At 67.3% G+C, this 18,077-nt stretch carries 13 protein-coding genes; 4 read left to right on the forward strand and 9 right to left on the reverse strand.

From position 1 onward, the window contains the following. Positions 1 to 800: 800 nt before the first annotated feature. The 3 genes from argA to RM463_RS08310 all read right to left on the reverse strand — a co-directional run bounded on the left by argA (position 801) and on the right by RM463_RS08310 (position 4,285). Positions 801 to 2,114, reverse strand: coding sequence for an amino-acid N-acetyltransferase (gene argA / locus RM463_RS08300; RefSeq protein ID WP_311429728.1), 1,314 nt, complete (start codon positions 2,112 to 2,114; stop codon positions 801 to 803). A 150-nt stretch (positions 2,115 to 2,264) separates the two neighbouring features. Then, a complete protein-coding gene (locus RM463_RS08305; protein WP_311429729.1) occupies positions 2,265 to 3,530 on the reverse strand; it encodes an inorganic phosphate transporter in 1,266 nt (421 codons plus the stop codon). A 74-nt stretch (positions 3,531 to 3,604) separates the two neighbouring features. Then, positions 3,605 to 4,285, reverse strand: a complete 681-nt coding sequence (locus RM463_RS08310) for a TIGR00153 family protein (protein WP_195688937.1) — start codon at positions 4,283 to 4,285, stop codon at positions 3,605 to 3,607. Between the two features lie 112 nt (positions 4,286 to 4,397). Here RM463_RS08310 and RM463_RS08315 point away from each other — a divergent pair, with 112 nt between their 5' ends. Both RM463_RS08315 and RM463_RS08320 read left to right on the forward strand, forming a co-directional pair. Continuing rightward, positions 4,398 to 5,270: a CYTH domain-containing protein gene (locus RM463_RS08315; protein WP_311429730.1), complete on the forward strand. Its 873-nt coding sequence runs from the start codon at positions 4,398 to 4,400 to the stop codon at positions 5,268 to 5,270. Positions 5,271 to 5,292: 22 nt separating this feature from the next. Next, positions 5,293 to 6,204, forward strand: coding sequence for an ion transporter (locus RM463_RS08320; RefSeq protein ID WP_311429731.1), 912 nt, complete (start codon positions 5,293 to 5,295; stop codon positions 6,202 to 6,204). Between the two features lie 18 nt (positions 6,205 to 6,222). Here RM463_RS08320 and RM463_RS08325 read toward each other — a convergent pair whose 3' ends face one another. Together RM463_RS08325 and RM463_RS08330 are read right to left on the reverse strand one after the other, a co-directional pair. Next, complete coding sequence (locus RM463_RS08325; protein ID WP_195688934.1) at positions 6,223 to 6,846, reverse strand: L-threonylcarbamoyladenylate synthase; 624 nt, start codon at positions 6,844 to 6,846, stop codon at positions 6,223 to 6,225. A 2-nt stretch (positions 6,847 to 6,848) separates the two neighbouring features. After that, on the reverse strand, positions 6,849 to 7,754 hold the full coding sequence (locus RM463_RS08330; protein ID WP_311429732.1) for a PHP domain-containing protein: 906 nt from the start codon (positions 7,752 to 7,754) through the stop codon (positions 6,849 to 6,851). Between the two features lie 112 nt (positions 7,755 to 7,866). Here RM463_RS08330 and RM463_RS08335 point away from each other — a divergent pair, with 112 nt between their 5' ends. Beyond that, positions 7,867 to 8,166 carry a YciI family protein gene (locus tag RM463_RS08335; RefSeq protein ID WP_311429733.1) on the forward strand — a complete coding sequence of 100 codons (300 nt, stop codon included), beginning with the start codon at positions 7,867 to 7,869 and terminating at the stop codon, positions 8,164 to 8,166. Positions 8,167 to 8,323: 157 nt separating this feature from the next. Beyond that, on the forward strand, positions 8,324 to 10,339 hold the full coding sequence (gene mnmC / locus RM463_RS08340; protein ID WP_311429734.1) for a bifunctional tRNA (5-methylaminomethyl-2-thiouridine)(34)-methyltransferase MnmD/FAD-dependent 5-carboxymethylaminomethyl-2-thiouridine(34) oxidoreductase MnmC: 2,016 nt from the start codon (positions 8,324 to 8,326) through the stop codon (positions 10,337 to 10,339). Between the two features lie 77 nt (positions 10,340 to 10,416). Here mnmC and RM463_RS08345 read toward each other — a convergent pair whose 3' ends face one another. The 4 genes from RM463_RS08345 to smc all read right to left on the reverse strand — a co-directional run bounded on the left by RM463_RS08345 (position 10,417) and on the right by smc (position 18,074). Further along, positions 10,417 to 10,686: a YheU family protein gene (locus tag RM463_RS08345; protein ID WP_195688930.1), complete on the reverse strand. Its 270-nt coding sequence runs from the start codon at positions 10,684 to 10,686 to the stop codon at positions 10,417 to 10,419. Beyond that, positions 10,683 to 12,752: an NAD-dependent DNA ligase LigA gene (gene ligA / locus RM463_RS08350; protein WP_311429735.1), complete on the reverse strand. Its 2,070-nt coding sequence runs from the start codon at positions 12,750 to 12,752 to the stop codon at positions 10,683 to 10,685. Before ligA ends, RM463_RS08345 begins: the two co-directional genes overlap by 4 nt. Positions 12,753 to 12,887: 135 nt before the next feature. Further along, entirely contained in the window at positions 12,888 to 14,357 is a 1,470-nt protein-coding gene (gene zipA, locus RM463_RS08355) for a cell division protein ZipA (RefSeq protein WP_311429736.1), read from the reverse strand. A gap of 225 nt (positions 14,358 to 14,582) precedes the next feature. Next, complete coding sequence (smc, locus tag RM463_RS08360) at positions 14,583 to 18,074, reverse strand: chromosome segregation protein SMC (protein ID WP_311429737.1); 3,492 nt, start codon at positions 18,072 to 18,074, stop codon at positions 14,583 to 14,585. Positions 18,075 to 18,077: the final 3 nt, after the last annotated feature.

Genomic DNA, 18,077 nt, shown 5'->3' on the forward strand with positions numbered 1-18,077 from the left:
GCGACATGCAGTGATAAAAAAAAGGCCGGCAGAGCCGGCCCAATACGCAGGGAACTGAAGGGTCTGGAAGGATCACCGATGGCGGCCTGGTCCAGCCAACGCCCACCCTTCCAAACGGGCCGGGGAAGGCCCTCGAAGCCATGAGCGAGCCATCTGCCACCAGGGGCTGGCCCTCCTCATGTGGACGGCAGGTCGTCGAAGACCAACCATCCCGCCTCGTTTCTGGCAGTGTCGCCCGGCCTGGTCGAAACCATTCGTGCCATGGCGCCACCGCGCAATTCCATCCCCCGCAAGGGGGGAGAGAGGCATCCATGCCGGGGCATCCTTGCCCTTGGGTACGCATCCCTGAGCATGTCGGTACCCGTCTCATCGCAACCTAAGTCACACATCGCTAGGAGCAGACGCTGATCGCTTTGGAGGCGAGGCACAGGGCAGTGTCGTTCCGCCTCCGTCACGATCGAAATGGTTCGAGCCGTAATGAACCACTCCCGTCGCTCACTGAGACATATTGCGAACAGCGTGCCAGAAATAAATAAATACCATTAACTCAACTACTTACAAGCCACCCTGTACTCAAGATGTGCTCCAATCCGGGTGACGGGGTGGCTTGCAACCGGAGTTATGTCGCAAGAAAAAGACACAGGCGGAGAAGATCTCTAAACAACCATTCTTATCAATAGCTTAGAGAGTCGCCAAGTCGCGACAGCTGCACAGGCGATGACAGCTCCCGGCGACAGGGCATGGCTTGCCACATCATATCGAATGGCAGGCGAGATCGTTGCGATAACACGTCGGCATGCTCAGCCGAGAGACTTGACCAGCACCTTGGACTTCCGGGCGTGGTTATAGGTGTCCCGGCGCAGCGGAGGCAGCGCCTCGAGATCGGCCAGACGAAAGCCGTGCTCGAAGAACCAGTGGGTGGTGTGGGTGCTGAGGGCAAACAGCGCCGACAGGCCCTGCCGCCTGGCACGCCGCTCGAGCTCGGCCAGCAGCAGCTCGCCGCGAGCACCGCCACGATAGTCATCGTGAACCGCCACGCAGGCCAGCTCGCCCATCTCGGCATCATCGAACCGATGCAGGGCGGCACAACCGATGATCATGCCGTCGCGCTCGATCACCAGATAATCGTCGATCTCGTGCTCCAGCCGCTCCCGGGAGCGGGGCACCAGCATGCGGCGCTGCTCCAGCGGTTCGAGCAGCTCCAGCAAGCCACCGATATCCGCCAGCTCCGCCGAACGCAGCTGCTCGTAACGATGCCGGGTGATCATGGTGCCGACCCCGTCGCGGGTGAAGAGCTCGCCAAGCAGGGCGTCATGGTCGTGCCAAGAGAGCAGGTGGGTACGCGCCACCCCGTGGCGGGCGGCCTGACAGGCGGCCTCCAGATGACGGGCGAGCTCGCTGCCGGGGGTTGCCTGATTCAGCAGCGGCCCGGCCTCGGCGGGCGTCAGCTGACGCTGCAGCTGGCCACTGGCATCGCAGAGGCCGCTGGCCTCGCCGAGCAGGATCAGCTTGTCGGCCGACAGCGCCATGGCGGCATGCTGGGCCACATCCGAGGCGTCGAGGTCGAAGACCTCTCCGGTGCTGGAGAAGCCCAGTGGTGGCAGCACCACCAGAGCGCCCTGCTCCAGCAGCCCCTCGATGGCCTGGGTACGCACCCGGCGCACCTCCCCGCTATGATCGAAGTCGACTCCCTCCCGCACCCCGAGCGGCTTGGCCATCACCAGATTGCCCGAGATCGCGGAGAGTTCCACACCATGCATCGGCGTATTGGGCAGGCCCAGCGAGAAGCGCGCCTCCAGCCACAGCAGCTGCTCGGCGGCCACTCGCTCGATGCAGGCCATCACCTCTCCATCGGCAACCCAGCGCCCCTGATGCTGCCCTGGCGTGATCCCTGCCGCATCCAGGGCCTGGCGTACCTGAGGCCGAATGCCGAACACCACTACCAGCCGTACCCCCAGGGTATGCAGTAGCGCCAGATCCTGGATCAACTGCTCGCCACGCCCCCGCGCCATCGCCTCGCCTTCGATCAGAATGACGAAGGTTCGTCCGCGATGAGCATTGATATAGGGCGAGGAGTTGCGAAACCAGTCGACGAAGGGGAAGCGTTTATCCAAGAGCCGCTCTCCGGCTGCGGGTGATCGAAAAGGGGGGTCCACGACTATAGCAGAGCAACGGAAACGGCGGCACCACTAACGTGGTACCGCCGCCCGGGGCTCCGTGCAGACGATGGCCTGGGGCTCGTGCCCCCCGGCCCCTCGTATGCGTTAGCCGAACATGCCCTTGAACATGAAGAAGAACAGGATGGCCAGCCCCGCACCGGCAGGCAGGGTGATCAGCCACGACATGGCGATGGTGCCGATCACGCGCAGGTTGAGGGCCGCCATACCGCGGGCCAGGCCCACGCCCAGCACGGCCCCCACCAGGGTATGGGTCGTGGAGATCGGCAGGCCGGTGCCCGACGCCAGCACCACGGTGACCGCGGCGGCCAGGGTGGCCGCGAAGCCACGACTGGGCGTAAGCTCGGTGATGCCGGTACCCACGGTGGCAATCACCCTGTGGCCATAGGTGACCAGGCCGACAACGATACCGCCACCACCGAGCACCAGCACCCACCAGGGCACCAGGGCGGCCCCATCGATCTCGCCTCCACTATTCACCACGCCGATCACCGCCGCCAGGGGCCCCACCGCGTTGGCCACATCATTGGAGCCGTGAGCGAAGGCCATGGCGCAGGCGGTGAAGATCATCAACACGCCAAACACCCGCTCGACCCCGCTGAAGCCGAAGTGGTCGGTCTTGCGACTACTGGCCTGCACTCGCCGCTCCATGAGAACACCCATGGCGGCAAACAACAGGCCGGCGAGCATCGCCAGCAGCAGACTGGTGCCAAAATCGAGGTCCAGCCCAACGTGCTTGAGCCCCTTGGTCAGGGTCACCATGGTGACCGCAAAGCCCACCAGGAAGACATACATCGGCACGTAGCGCTTGGCGGCGGCGAAGGGGTCACGGGCCTCGAAGATCAGGTGCTGTACCGACTTGAACAGGGTAAAGGCGATGGTACCGGCGAGCAGCGGCGAGACGATCCAGCTGGCGGCGATCTTGCCGACACTGGCCCAGTCCACCGCCGCGGCTCCGAGGCCAGCCACGGAGAAGCCGACGATGGCACCGACGATGGAGTGTGTCGTGGAGACCGGCCAGCCCTTCATGGAGGCAACCAATAGCCAGGTAGCGGCCGCCAGCAGCGCGGCCAGCATGCCGTAGACCAGCAGCTGCGGGTCTTCCTGGAGAAGCTCGGGGTCGATGATCCCCTTGCGAATGGTGTTGGTCACTTCGCCGCCGGCCAGCCAGGCGCCGAGAAACTCGAAGATGACGGCGATCAGGATCGCCTGCTTGATGGTGATGGCGCGGGAGCCCACCGACGTGCCCATGGCGTTGGCGACATCGTTGGCCCCCACTCCCCAGGCCATGAAGAAGCCGAACAGGCAGGCCAGGATAATGAAGATCTCGCCGTGCTGCGCAATGATCGACATGAGGATACGTCCCCTCGTTGCGGTCGTTTGATGGTGTGCTTACAACGGCCCCGAGATTGTCGGAGCCGTGGCACTCAATTGGCAGTCATGATCTGCAGACGGCTTCCCACCCGCTCGGCGCGGTCGGAGAGCTGCCCTACCCAGTCGATGATCGTGTAGAGGAACATGACATCGACCGGCGGCAGACGATCCTCGAGGCCGAACAGCTGGCGGCGGATGGCGACCTGCTGGGCATCGGCCTGATGCTCCAGGCGATCCAGCTCCCGGATCAGCTTCTGCATCACGTCGCTGACATTGCGCCCGAAGCCGGAGTCGAGCAGGTCCCTGAGCTCTTCCAGGGCGTGGCGCGCCTGGGCCACACAGGCCACGGCCGTCTGCATGTAGTCACGCATCGGCTGGGCCAGCTCCTCGGGCACCTGCATGCGCCTGCCGAGCATGATGCCGGTGATATCGCGCACCTTGTTGGCGATCTTGTCCTGTACGCTGATCAGGTCGAGCAGATCCGAGCGCGATACCGGCAGGAACATCGTGTTGGGAAGGTTGAGGCGCAGCTCGGTCTTGAGCTCATCGGCCTCGTGCTCGAGGCGAGTCACCGTTTCGCGGTGGGCCGCGGCCGACTCCCAGTCACCCATGAGGGTCGCCTCGAAGAAGGGCAGCAGCTGGTCGGCACATTCGCTCGTCTTGACGATATGGGTCAGCAACGGCTCGAATGGCGAACGACCGAACATCGCGGAGAAGGGATTGGATGTCACCATGGGGCATCTCGAAACCTTGAAAATGGCGGCGACAGTATAGTGACCCCTGTCGCCATCGTCATGAACTATTCATCCGATTTGAGAATCCCCACCTGATCGAGGCTGTCGACGCATGAGTCAAGAGATCGAACTGAAGCTCGCCCTGGGCCCCGAGGGCCCCGACGCCCTGCGTCGCCACCCCCTGCTGAACGAGTCCTCCCCGAGCGCCACCCGCCTCGGCAACACCTACTTCGACACCGCCGGGGGGGAGCTGGAAGCGGCGCGCATGGCGCTTCGCCTGCGCCGGGTCGACGGTCGTTTGCTGCAGACGGTAAAGACCCGCGGCGAGGGCGGCGGCGGCCTGTCGCGACGCGGCGAGTGGGAGTGGCGGGTCCCGGGGCCGGGGCTCGACCTGGCTGGCCTCGAGGGGCTGCCACCGGCCGAGCTGGGCGAGGACGTGCTGAGGCGACTGGAGGCACGCTTTACCACGGACTTCCGCCGCGAAACCTGGCACCTCGAGCATCGCGGAGCTCGTATCGAGCTGGCCCTGGATGAGGGCGACATTTCCGCGGCGGGTCGTCATGTCGAGATTCGCGAACTGGAGCTGGAGCTCGTGGAGGGCGAGCCGGCGGCGCTATGGTCACTGGCCGACGCCCTGGCCGAGCATGTGGCCCTACGCCCCTCGGATACCAGCAAGGCGGCCCGGGGCGGGGCCCTGCTCTCGGGCGAGTGGCGACTTCCCCCGGGCGGCTCGCCGGCCTGCTGGCTACACCGCGCCGTGGTGGCGCTGGATGCCAACGCCGACAGCAGCCATGGCGACTGGCGGGAAGCGGCGGCCGACGCCCTGCGTCGACTCGCGGCCCAGGGCGACACGACGACGAGAGAGGCAGCGGCGGCGGGCTCCCTCGGGAAGGCCCTGGCGAGCGATGCCTGGCTGACGCCCCATAACGGCCGTCAGCTGTTGTGGCTGGCACACCGCCTGTCGGGGCAGCTCCCCCTGGCCTGAACTCACCACAAGGAAACCGCCCGTGAACCATCTACCCAGCCCCGCCGACGAAGGCCTGCGCAAACGCGTCTTCCAGATCATCTTCGAGTCCGACACGCGCCCTGCCAAGGCCTTCGATATCGTCCTGATCGTGGCGATACTCACCAGCGTGCTGGTGGTGATGCTGGAGAGCATCGAGAGTCTGCGCAGCGACTACGGCACCCTGTTCCTGTGGCTGGAGTGGGGGTTCACCATCGCCTTTACGTTCGAGCTGGCGGTACGTCTCTACTGCCTGGAGCGCCCCCTGCAGTATCTGAGGAGCTTCTACGGGGTGGTCGACCTGATCGCCATCCTGCCCACCTGGCTGGCGCTGATCGTGCCCGGGGTCCAGACCCTGGTGATGGTGCGCCTGCTGCGCACCCTGCGCATCTTCCGGGTGCTGCGGCTGATGGAGTTCGTCGGCGAGGGACGCCTGCTGATCGGGGCCCTGAAGCGCAGCAGCCATCAGATCTTCCTGTTCCTGTTCACCGTCTTCATGCTGGTTTCGATCTTCGCCTCGATCGTCTACCTGATCGAGCCCGCCGAGGCCGGCTTCACCAGCATTCCCACGTCGATCTACTGGGCCATCGTCACCCTGACCACGGTGGGCTACGGCGATATCGTGCCGGTGACCCCGCTGGGTCAGGCGATCTCGGTGATGGTGATGCTGATCGGCTACTCGATCATCGCCGTACCCACCGGGGTCTTCTCCGCCGAGGTGATCCGCTCGATCCGCGCCGATCGCTACTCCGACGAGGCCTGTCCGGGGTGCGGCCATGACCGCCACGAGCAGCGCGCCAAGTACTGCCTGCTGTGCAGTACCTGGCTCGACGAGGACACCCCCGACCCACAGCTCTCCGAGGAGAAGCAGGAGGCCTGGTGGGAGGAGCATGGCGGCAAGGGCAACGACGCCTAGCCGCCACGGGTGTGGGGATTACTCGCGGAAGGGAGCGACGTCGCCGCGGCCCTCGCGCAGGACCACCGGCGGAAGCTCGCGCAGATCCACCACGCTGGTGGGCTCCAGATGGCAGGCGCCGCCGTCGATGATCAGGTCGAGGTCGGCGCTGAAGCGCTCACGGATCTCTTCGGCATCGGTCATCGGCAGCTCCTCGCCCACCGGGATCAGGGTCACGCTCATCAGCGGCTCGCCGAGCGCCTCGAGCAGGGCGTAGGTAATGGCATGGTTCGGTACGCGAACCCCGATGGAGCGACGCTTGGGGTGCAGCAGCAGTCGCGGCACCTCGGTGGTCGCATTGAGGATAAAGGTGTAGGCACCGGGCGTGTGAGCCTTGAGCAGGCGAAAGACGGCGTTGTCCACCTTCGCATAGGTGCCGATCTCGGAGAGGTCGGAACACACCAGGGTAAAGTTGTGCTTGTCATCCAGGGCACGCAGCCGCTTGATCCTGTCGATGGCCTTCTTCTCGCCCAGGTGGCAGCCCAGGGCGTAGCCCGAATCGGTGGGATAGGCCACCACCCCACCGGAGCGAATGATGCCGATCGCCTGTTCGATCAGACGCTTCTGGGGGTTCTCGGGGTGAATCTGGAAGAACTGGCTCATGGTCACGCTCCTGAATTGAACCGCGGCGCCAGCCGCGGATGGGTCCATACCGGCAGCGTGGCGGTGCGCGGCACCGGGCTCATGCTGCCCGGCGCCAGGTGGCCGCCGGTGAAGTGAAAGTCGCTGCCCAGCGAGGCATAGAGCCCGCGCTCCTGGAGCTGACGCGACAGGTCGCGGGTCACATCGGGATTCTGGAAGCCACTGACCAGCTCGGCGGCCTGGCCGCCGGCGGCACTGAAGTCATCGAGCAGCAGGCCACGCTTGCGTCGCGTCAGGGAGTAGCGAAGCGGATGCGCCAGCACCGCCACGCCCCCCGCCGAAAGCACCCAGCCCACCGCCTCGGCCATATCCGGCCACAGCGCCTTGACGTCACCCGGCTTGCCGGCCCCCAGGTACTTCTTGAAGGCGGTCGCGACATCGGGCACCACCCCCGCCGCGACCAGTGCGCGGGCGAAGTCGGGGCGGCCCAGGGGGCGCTCGCTGCCGGCCTGCTCCCGGGCCCGGGCCAGGGCATCATCGAGGCCAATCCTTTCCATGCGCGAGGCGATGGTTCTGGCGCGCTTCACGCGAGCCACGGCCTGGGCCTCGAGTCCCTCGACCAGCGCCCCCTTCACGCCCTCGGGCAGCAGCCCCACCACATGGATGCCGATGCCGCGCCACTGGGTGGAGAGCTCGGTACCGGGAACCAGCACGAGGCCCTCGCGCCTGGCCGCCTCGGCCGCCTCGGCCACTCCGTCCAGGGTGTCATGGTCGGTCAGCGCCATATGCGTCAGGCCCTGGGCGGCACAGAGCGCCACCAGGTCCATGGGAGACAGGGCACCATCCGAGGCGGTGGAGTGCATATGCAGGTCGATGCGGAGCGGCTCGGGGTCGCCCTCGAAGCGCGGGGGAAGTGGAGGCATTGGCATGACGCCGATCGGCGACTTTGTCAGAATGGTCTATCATGGTGCGCCTCCGGCCAATGCCGGTCAATGGCGCCACTCCCCCGACCCTGTCGCCCCCATAGAAGGATGCCAGCCAATGCTCTACGCGATCATCAGTGAAGATGTGGACAACAGCCTGGAGCGCCGTCTCGCCGCTCGCCCCGATCACCTAGCGCGCCTGGAGGCGCTACGCGACGAGGGTCGCCTGGTCCTGGCGGGTCCCCACCCGGCGATCGACAGCGAAGCCCCGGGCGATGCCGGCTTCTCCGGCAGCCTGGTGGTCGCCGAGTTCGACAGCCTCAAGGCGGCCCAGGCCTGGGCCGATGCCGACCCGTACGTGATCGCCGGCGTCTACGCCAGGGTGGCGGTGAAGCCCTTCAAGAAGGTTCTCCCCTGAAGAAGGTTCACTCAACCAGCCAGCTTATCAACAGCCGGTTTTTGCACAGCCACTGTGGACAACCCTGTTGAAACGCCGCGGATGCCTGTCGCCAGCCCCCTGATACTGGCTCCGCAGCGCAATCGATCAAATATTGAACACGTCTCCGGAGCTTCCCGTGACTGCCGCCCCCGATGGCCTGCCGCCTCTCGCCGCCCTCGATAACGCCCGTCTCGACTGGCGCAACGATGCAAGCGGCGAGGCAGCCCCCCACTCTCCCACCTTCGACGATGTCTACTTCTCTCGCCATGATGGTCGCGCCGAGACCGAACATGTCTTCGTCGCCGGCAACCGCCTGCCGGAGCGCTTCAGGGAGTGGCGGGAGCCGCGCCCCTTCGTGATTGGCGAAACCGGCTTCGGGACCGGGCTCAACATGCTGTGTGCCTGGGCCTGCTTCGAGGCCCACGCGGCGCCGGCGGCTCGACTGCATCTGGTGTCCACCGAGAAGTTCCCGCTCGACCGCGCCGACCTGGCCCGGGCGCTGGCCGCCTGGCCCGATCTGGCGAAGCGCAGCGAGAGGCTGGTGGCGCAGTGGCCCGAGCCGGTGGCCGGCGTGCACCGGCTATGGCTCGATGAGCGCGTCACCCTCGACCTGCATCTGGGCGATGCCGCCGAGCGGCTGTCACTGCTCGACGGCCGGGTCGACGCCTGGTTCCTGGATGGCTTCGCCCCGGCGAAGAACCCCGAGATGTGGCAGCCGGCACTGTTCCAGGCGATGGCGGCTCGCTCCCGACCGGGGGCCACCTTCGCCACCTTTAGCTGCGCCGGCGTGGTCAAGCGCGGCCTGGCGGCGGCCGGCTTCACCTGGCACAAGGCACCGGGCTTCGGGCGCAAGCGAGAGATGCTGTGCGGCGAGATCGCCGAGCCCCCCCGCGATGAACGCCGGCGACAGACTCCCTGGTTCACCCCACCGGCGCCCCGGCCACCTCGCCGGGTCGCGGTCATCGGTGCCGGCATCGCCGGCGCCAGTGCCGCCGCCGCCCTGGCCAGGCGCGGCATCGCCGTGACCCTGATCGACCGCCTCGAGCGTGCCGAACTGAAAGCCACGCATCTGCAGGGCGCGCTCTACGTCAAACTGTCCGCCGACACCAATCGACAGAGCCGTACCTATCTGGCCGGGCTGCTGCATAGCCGCCGCTGGCTGGCCTGGCTCGACCCGCAGCAGTCGCTATGGCGGGCGAGCGGCGTGCTGCAGCTGGCCCTGAACGACAAGGAGCAGGCGCGCCAGACGCGCTTCCTGGCCAACCATCCCCTCCCGGAGAGCGTGGTGAGAGGGGTGGACGCCGCGGGAGCCAGCGCCGCCGCTGGCGTCAGGGTCGATGCCCCGGCCCTGGACTACCCCGGTGCCGCCTGGGTCAGACCCATGGAGCTCTGCATACGCCTGGCGGAAACGCCAGGCATTACTTTCCGCCGGGGAGAGGTCGCGGCGCTGCGGCGACTGGAAACCGGCTGGAGACTGAAGATGCACGACGGCGAGCCCATCGAGGCCGAGCAGGTCATCGTCGCCGGCGCCGCGGAAACCGCCGCCTTCGAGCAGACCGCTTCTCTTCCCCTGCAGCCGGTTCGCGGGCAACTCAGCCAGCTCCAGCTGCCCCCGGGGGCACCCCGGCTGGGGCGCGTGGTCTGCGCCGGAGGCTATGTGCCACCGGCGGCGGAGGGTGTGCTCAACATCGGCGCCACCTTCGCCCCCGGCGATACCGACACGACCCCTCGCGAGGGCGACCATCGCGCCAACCTGGAGGAGCTGGAGCGTGGCCTGCCCCACTTCGCCGCCGCCCTGCGCGACGCCGGCACCGACCTCTCCCCGGAGCGGTTCCGTGCCCTGGTGGGGGTGCGTGCGGCGAGCCCCGACAAGTCCCCCTACTGCGGGCCCATGCCCGACGCCGCTGCCTGGCGGGAGGAGTATGCCGTGCTGGCCAAGGACGCCACCCGCATTCCCGAGGCACTCGGGCGGCACCATGCGGGGCTCTGGGTCAGCACCGCCCACGGCTCCCGCGGCCTGGCCAGTGCTCCGCTATGTGCCGAGCTACTGGCCTCGCGGATCTGCGACGAGCCGCTGCCCCTGGAGCAGCCCCTGGCGGACCACCTGCATCCCGGCCGGCGCCTGATACGCGACCTGATTCGTGGAAAGTGATCGCCCATCCTCTTGAACGCCGGGGCGTCACAGGGCTCTCGCCGATGGAAGGCAACACATCGCCCAGATGTCGGAGACTACCCCTCCTCGTCATCGGCCAGATCTCGCCCGAAGGCCCGCCACTGGGCCAGGGTCATCACCTCGGTGCTCTCCGTCCTGAGGTCATGGGCGATGATCAGCTCGCTGCGCTCCAGCTGGCGCTTGAGTTCGGCCACCCAGCCACGCATGCCCTCGCCGGTGTCGGTGGTGTCGTAGCCCTGGCGAGTGACGAAGGCCTCCAGCAGGGCATCCAGGGTCTCCGCCGGCAGCATCCGGTAGGGCACCTCGATAAAGCGGTCGCCGCTCATGCCTCACCCTCCTCGTTCTCGTCCGTGGCGACATCGCCGGCTTCCCAGACGGCCAGCTGCGCCAGGAAGGCCGCCTCATCCAGTACCGGCACCCCGAGCTGCAGCGCCTTGTCGAGCTTGCTGCCGGCGGCCTCGCCGGCCACCAGGCCGTCGGTCTTCCTCGAGACGCTGCCCGCCACCTTGGCCCCCAGCGCCTGCAGGCGCTCCTTGCCCTGATCGCGGGTCATGCTCTCCAGGGTGCCGGTCAGCACCCAGGTCTGCCCGACCAGGGGCCGAGGACGTTCGACGACGGCCTCCTCCTGCCAGTGCAGGCCACAGGCGATCAGGTCATCGATGGTCGCGCGGTTATGCGGCTGGCGAAAGAAGGTGTGGACGTGAGCGGCAACGATGGGCCCGACATCCTCGACTCCCTCCAGGGCCTCGCGCTCAGCCGCCATCAGTGCCTCCAGGGTGCCGAAGTGCCGCGCGAGGCTGGCCGCGGTGGCTTCCCCCACCTCGCGGATGCCCAGGGCGTAGATAAAGCGAGCCAGGGTCGTCGCCTTGGCCCTCTCCAGGGCCGCGACCAGGTTCTCGGAGGACTTCTTGCCCATGCGCGGCAGCGTGGCCAGCGTCTCGGCCCGCAGGCGAAAGAGGTCCGCCGGGGTGGCGACCCAGTCCCGCTCGACCAGGCCATCGATCAGCTTCTCCCCAAGACCGTCGATATCCAGCGCCCGGCGTGAGGCAAAATGCTTGAGGGCCTCCTTGCGCTGGGCGGGGCAGTAGAGCCCGCCGGAACAGCGCGCTACCGCCTCGTTCTCCAGGCGTTCGATCTGCGCATCGCACACCGGGCAGCGCTCGGGGAAGACAATTGTCCTGGCATCCGCCGGTCGCTTCTCCTCGATCACCCGTGCCACCTGCGGGATGACATCACCGGCACGCCGAATAACGACGGTATCGCCGATCATCACCCCGAGCCTGGCGATCTCGTCGGCGTTGTGCAGGGTGGCGTTGGAGACGGTAACTCCCGCCACCGAGACCGGCTCCAGGCGGGCCACCGGGGTGATGGCCCCGGTGCGCCCGACCTGAAACTCGACATCGTTGAGCCGCGTGGTCTGCTCCTGGGCCGGAAACTTGAAGGCGATCGCCCAGCGTGGCGCCCGGGCCACGAATCCCAGCTCACGCTGCAGACGCAGCGCATCGACCTTGATCACCACGCCGTCGATGTCGTAACCGAGCGAGTCACGCTTCTCGCCGAGCCGGCGACAGTAGTCGACCACCCCCGCGGCGCCCTGGACCACCTCGAGCTCGCTGCTGGTGCGGAAGCCGAAGTCGCCCAGATGGGCCATCAGGCCGCTATGGGTGGCGTCACCCGGGTCGGGCTCGACGCGGGCCACCTGATAGGCGCTGAAGGTCAGCGGGCGGGTGGCGGTCACCTTGGGGTCGAGCTGGCGCAGGCTGCCGGCGGCGGCATTGCGTGGGTTGGCGAAGACCTTGGCGTCATCCGCCCGGGCGCGCTCATTCATCGCCTCGAAGTCGGCATGGGAGATGATCACCTCGCCGCGCACCTCGAGCAGGGCTGGCGGTGTGTCACCCCGCAGCCGCAACGGTACCGAGCGCAGGGTGCGCAGATTGGAGGTGACCCCCTCGCCGGTACGGCCATCGCCGCGGGTGGCCCCGCTGACCAGCTCCCCCGAGGCATAGACCAGGGATACCGCCGCACCGTCCAGCTTGGGCTCACAGCAGAAGGCGATCGAGGCGGCATCGCGCTCCAGGCGCTCGGCCACTCGCCTGACGAAGGCCTCCAGCTCCTGTTCGTCGAAGGCGTTGTCCAGCGACAGCATGGGCACCGCATGCTCGACCTCGGGAAACCCTGCTTCCGGGGGGGCGCCCACCCGCTGGGTCGGCGAGTCCGCCGTCACCAGCTCGGGATGCTCGCTCTCGATCTGCTGCAAGCGACGCAGGCGACGGTCGTAATCGGCATCGGTCAGGCGAGGGTCATCGAGGACATAGTAGCGATAGTTGGCATCGTCGAGTTCGGCGCGCAGCCGCTCGACCTCTTCGCGTAGCTTCGAGTCAAGCTGGGTCATGGAATTCCGTGTCTGGGTCTATCGCGGGGGCCTCGGCGCGCGAGGCGGAGATGATCGCCTAGCTTACCAAAGCAACAACCCTCGTGGGGGCTGCCTCACGAGGGTTGTCGGTCATGCGGCGAGCGCCTCACGGCGTTAATTCACCTGATAACGGTGCAGGCGGTTGCGACGCACGAAGTCCTGAACGCGCTGTCGAGCGAACTCCACCGTCTGGGCGGTCATCACGCTCTGGTGCTCGTCCTTCAGCTCGCCGCCCAGGTGGCGCACGATGACCATGGCGGTCTCGACCGTCGCCTCGAAGGCGGCACCGCTATCCTCGGCTCCCGGCAGCGGCATCAGCAGCGTGATGCCGGGCGTACGGAAATCATCGATCGCCTCGATGGGGAAGGTTCCGGGCTTGACCACATTGACCATGGAAAACTGCAGACGGCTCTCGGGGTCCTCGGTCTCGAAGCGATGGAAGATGCCCATCTCGCGATCGTAGCGCAGGCCACAGGCAAGCATCAGGTCGAGCAGGGCGGTACCGGAGAATCCCTCCTCCTCTCGGGCCATGACCGAGATGACGATGATCTCCTCGGCCTGGCTGAGCATCAGTCGGGCATGCTCCGCACTCACATCGTGGCGCAGCGCCTTCTCCAGCACCGGATGGACACGCACCTTGTCGCTGTGACGGGATGCCTCGAACGCCTCCTCCTCGGCGGATACCACCGCCGCATCGTTCGCTTCGGCCTCAAGGCGACGGCGCTCGGCATCACGGGCAGACTCCGCTTCTGCCTGGGCCTGACGCCTGTGCTCGGCATCATCGGCCAGCTTGCGTGCCTTCTCTTCCTTGCGAGCCTGCGCTTCCTTGTCCTTGCGAGCCTGCTCTTCCTTGCGCTCCTCCTCGCGTCGCGACCTCTCCGCACGCTTCTGCTCGCGGCGCTCGGCCAGGTTCTTCTGCAGCGAGGCACCGAAGCGCTGCACCGAGACTCCCATGCGCTTCGAGCCGCTCTTCAGGGAGTCCCCCATGCCGTCGAAATCCACCAGGCGATAGTGCTCGTCATCATCGGCACCGGCATGATCCTGTGGGTCGGCAGCCAGAGGCTCTCTGGAACGCGGGGCGGGGGCAGCGGGGCCGGCATCCGCCCGCCCCTCTTCGGTAGCGGAAGCACCCTGGGAGGTCTCATCCAGCGCGGAAAGCGTCGGCTCAAGACGCTCCTCCGTCTCATAGTCACCCTGTGTGCCGATACTGCCGGCTGCCGTCGCCCTCGGCTCGGCAATCTCCGCCTCGGACTCTCTCTCATGAGAGGCAGACTCATGAGAGGCAGCAGCCTTCCAGCTGGAAAGCACACGCGACGGGCCAGGATGCTCCTGGCGCTCCAGCTTGGGTTTGGGCTGCACATGACCGTAGTCCGCGGGCCTGACGACTCGCGCCCCTCCATTGGGCAGTTCCCAGTTGATTTCGGCCTTGCGGGCCGCTTCGTCGGGGTCGGTGCCGAGGGCGTCCTCCGCCACCTCATCGAGGCGTGGGGTTCGTCGCTGACGCTGCAGGCGTCGCGCTCCATCCACCACGATAAGGGTTACCAGCGCCAACCCCAGGATGATCAGCCACTCTCTAAGTTCCATGGATCGTCAGCCTTTCGCTAGGGCGCCATGCCAAGTGTTTGTTCGTCACCAGCATAGCGCGATTGCCGAAAAAGGGGCTACTTTTTTTATTTGTCAAGCATCGGTGATATATCAAGACAAGCTTGACTGGCCCCACGCAATCGCCTTTCGATGATTTCCCTGCTTCCATGCACTGCAACATGTGATGCTTCCTTGTTACCCCTTTTCGGCGCTTCCTTCAAGCGCTCAAGCTTCGGCCAGCGCCGCGGCCTCCTCGACATCCACCGCGACCAGTCGTGAAACCCCCGGCTCCTGCATCGTCACTCCCATCAATCTCTCGCCGGCCTCCATGGCGATCTTGTTGTGGGTGATGTAGATGAACTGCACGCTCTCGGACATCTCCTTCACCAGCCGGGCATAGCGCCCCACATTGGCATCGTCCAGGGGTGCATCCACCTCGTCGAGCATGCAGAAGGGGGCCGGGTTGAGCTGGAAGATGGCGAATACCAGCGACAGGGCCGTCAACGCCTTTTCCCCCCCCGACAGCAGATGAATGGTGCTGTTCTTCTTGCCCGGGGGCCGCGCCATGATCGCCACCCCCGTCTCCAGCAAATCCTCACCGGTCAGCGTCAACCACGCGGTCCCGCCACCGAAGACTCTGGGAAAAAGCGACTGCAGCCCGGTATTGACTCGCTCGAAGGTGTCGCGGAATCGGCTGCGGGTTTCCTGATCGATGCGGCGAATGGCGCGATCGAGGGTCTCCAGCGCCTCGTTCAGCTCGGCGTGCTGCGCCTCCAGATAGTCGCGGCGCTCGGCCTGCTGGTCATACTCCTCGATGGCCGCCAGATTGATGGCACCCAGGCGACGAATGCGCTCGGCGAGCTGCTCCAGGCGTGCCTGCCAGGCGGACTCGGTGGCGGCGGGATCCAGCGTCTCGGCCAGCTGGCGCTCGTCATGCCCCAGCTCCCGCAGCTGCTCATCCTGCCCCTCGGCCTTGAGATGCAGCGCCTGAACCTGCATACGCGACTCCTGCAGGCGCTCGCGGATACCCTCCAGGGCCCGCTCGTGGGACTGGCGCGCCTGCTCGTCCTCGCGCAGCCTCTCGACCAGCTCGGCGGCACGCGCGCGCACCGCATTGAGACTACGCTCCTCACGCTCACGCCGGTCGAGCAGCTCCTCCAGGCGCTCACGACGCTCCTCCTCCGGCTCGCTGAGCATCTCGCGCTCCTCTTCCAGCTCCGCGAGGCGCTCCTGGAGTCGTTGACGGCTCTCGCCGGCACGCTCCCGTTGCTCGGCCAGGCCGGCTCGCTCGGCCACCAGGCGTTCCTGCTCCAGTGCCAGGCGCTGCAACTGTTCGGCCAGGGGGCGCTGCTGCGCGCGCAGGCTAGCCAACCGCTCGCGTGCCGCCTGGCGCTCTCTCTCCAGCCGCTCACGGTGATCGGCGCCAGCCTCCAGGCGCTCCATGGCGGCCTGCCACTGCTCGCGCACCTCGTCGATGGCCAGGCGGGCCTCTTCGCGTGACTCCTCCAGGCCGGCGAGCTCCTCCGCCAGCTCTGCGGAGCGCCCCTGCAGATGCTCCAGCCGACTGCTCAGGCCACTATCCTGGACGGCGAGCTGCTGATAGCGTCGTTCGAGGTCGCGCTCCGCCTGGCGACACGCCTCGAGATCGGCCTCGGCTCGCTCGGCGCGCTCATTGGCCGATGTCAGGCTTGCCTCATGATCGGCCAGGCGTGCCTCGACCCGGTCGAGCGCCTCGCGGACCTCTCCCTGTCGACGCCGGCTCACCAGCAGGGCATCCGGGCCATCGCCGCCGACACGCTGACGCGCCCAGCCACGACCCAGCCACAGGCCATCGGCGGTGATCAGGCTCTCCCCTGGCCCCAGCTCATCACGCCGCCTCCAGGCCTCATCGCGGCTTTCGACACAGCGCACCGCCGCCAGCCACTGGGCGGCGGCCCCGGCACCCTCCACCTTGGCGGCCAGGCTCTCTGGTGCGACCCGGGGCTCGTTCGCGTCGATCAACCCCAGCTCCCCCGGTGTGGCCACCAGGGCCTCGAGGCGCCCCTCGAGGGAGGCGACCCGGGCGCGCAGCCAGGGGGCCAATACCCAGGAGGCGACCGCCTCCCAGCCGGGGGCCACCGTGAGGCACTCGCCGAGGCGCGGCGCCTCTCCAAGGCCATGTTCGGCGAGATACGCCTCCAGGGCATCATCATGGTCGGCGAGCCCCGCCTCGATCAGCGCCTCCAGCGAGGCCAGCTCACCGGCCAGCTCGCTGCGCGCCTGGCGCTCCTCCTCGCGACTGTCTTCTGCGGCGCGCGATGCCTCACGGGCCACCTCACGGGCATCGGCGAGGGCCTCGCGACGCCCCTCGAGAGCCTCGCGCTCGAGCTCGATTTCGGCCAGCTGTTCGGCGAGCTCATCGCGCTGGGCGGTCAACGCCTGGAGATCGGGCAGCTCCTGCTGCTGCTGGCGGCGCCGCGCCAGGTCGGCATCGAGCCCCTCCAGACGCGACTCCAGCTCGCGCAGTCGATCCTGGCAGCGCTCGGCGTCCCGACTCTGTTCGCGCCAGCGATCGCCGAACGCCTCCCAGGCAGCGTCGGCCTCCTGGGCCTCGGGCTCGGCCTCCTCCAGGGCGGCTTCGAGCTCCTCGAGACGCTCGGCGAGCTCTTCCCGCTCGGGAGCAAGACTCGCCAGGCGCTCATCCAGGCTGACCAGACGCTCGCCATCGTTCTCGCCGAGGCGGTCGAGGTCGGCGAGCTCACGGCGCGCCGCCTCGAGGTCACGGGCCAGCTGAGCATCACGGGTACGGCCATGCTCCAGATCCTGCTCCAGGCGGGCAATGGCGGTGGTGGTCTCGAAGAATCGCGACTGTTCGGCGTCGAGTTCGGAAGCGAGGCGATCGTGGTCGGCCCGTGCCTCTTCCAGGCGGGTCTCGCACTGGCGCAGCCCCAGCACCTCGCGCTCCACGGCGGTCTCGAGCTCGGCGACGCGGCTCTCCTCCTCGCCCTGGCTGGCCCGCAGGGCCCGTGCGCGCAGCAGGGCCAGCTCGCCCTTGACACGATGCTCGTCATTCTTGAGCTGCTGGTAGCGGCGCGCCGCCTCGGCCTGACGCTTCAGGCGCTCGAGCTGCTTGTCGAGCTCCTCCCGGATATCCTCGAGACGCTCGAGGTTCTCCTGGGTGCGCCGCATGCGGTTCTCGGTCTCGCGGCGCCGCTCCTTGTACTTGGAGATGCCCGCCGCTTCCTCGAGGGTGGCGCGCAGCTCCTCGGGGCGCGCCTCGATCAGCCGTGAAATCATGCCCTGGCCGATGATCGCGTAGGAGCGTGGGCCGAGCCCGGTCCCCAGGAAGAGGTCGGCAATATCCCGGCGCCGGCACTTCTGGCCGTTGAAGAAGTAGCTCGACTGCCCTTCGCGGGTCACCTGGCGCCTAACCGCGATCTCGGCATACTGGGCATAGGGGCCTCCCATGGCCCCGTCACGGTTGTCGAAGTGCAGCTCGATGGCGGCCTGTCCCACCGGCTTGCGGCCGGTGGAGCCATTGAAGATGACATCGGCCATGGACTCGCCACGCAGGGTCTTGGCCGACGACTCGCCCATCACCCAGCGCACGGCGTCGATGATATTGGACTTGCCGCAGCCATTGGGCCCGACGATGGCGGTCATGTTGCTGTCGAAGGGGACCGTGACCGGATCGACGAAGGACTTGAAGCCCACCAGGCGTATCGATGTCAGACGCATCGG

Source organism: Halomonas sp. LES1 (assembly GCF_031846005.1).
Lineage (GTDB): Bacteria > Pseudomonadota > Gammaproteobacteria > Pseudomonadales > Halomonadaceae > Halomonas.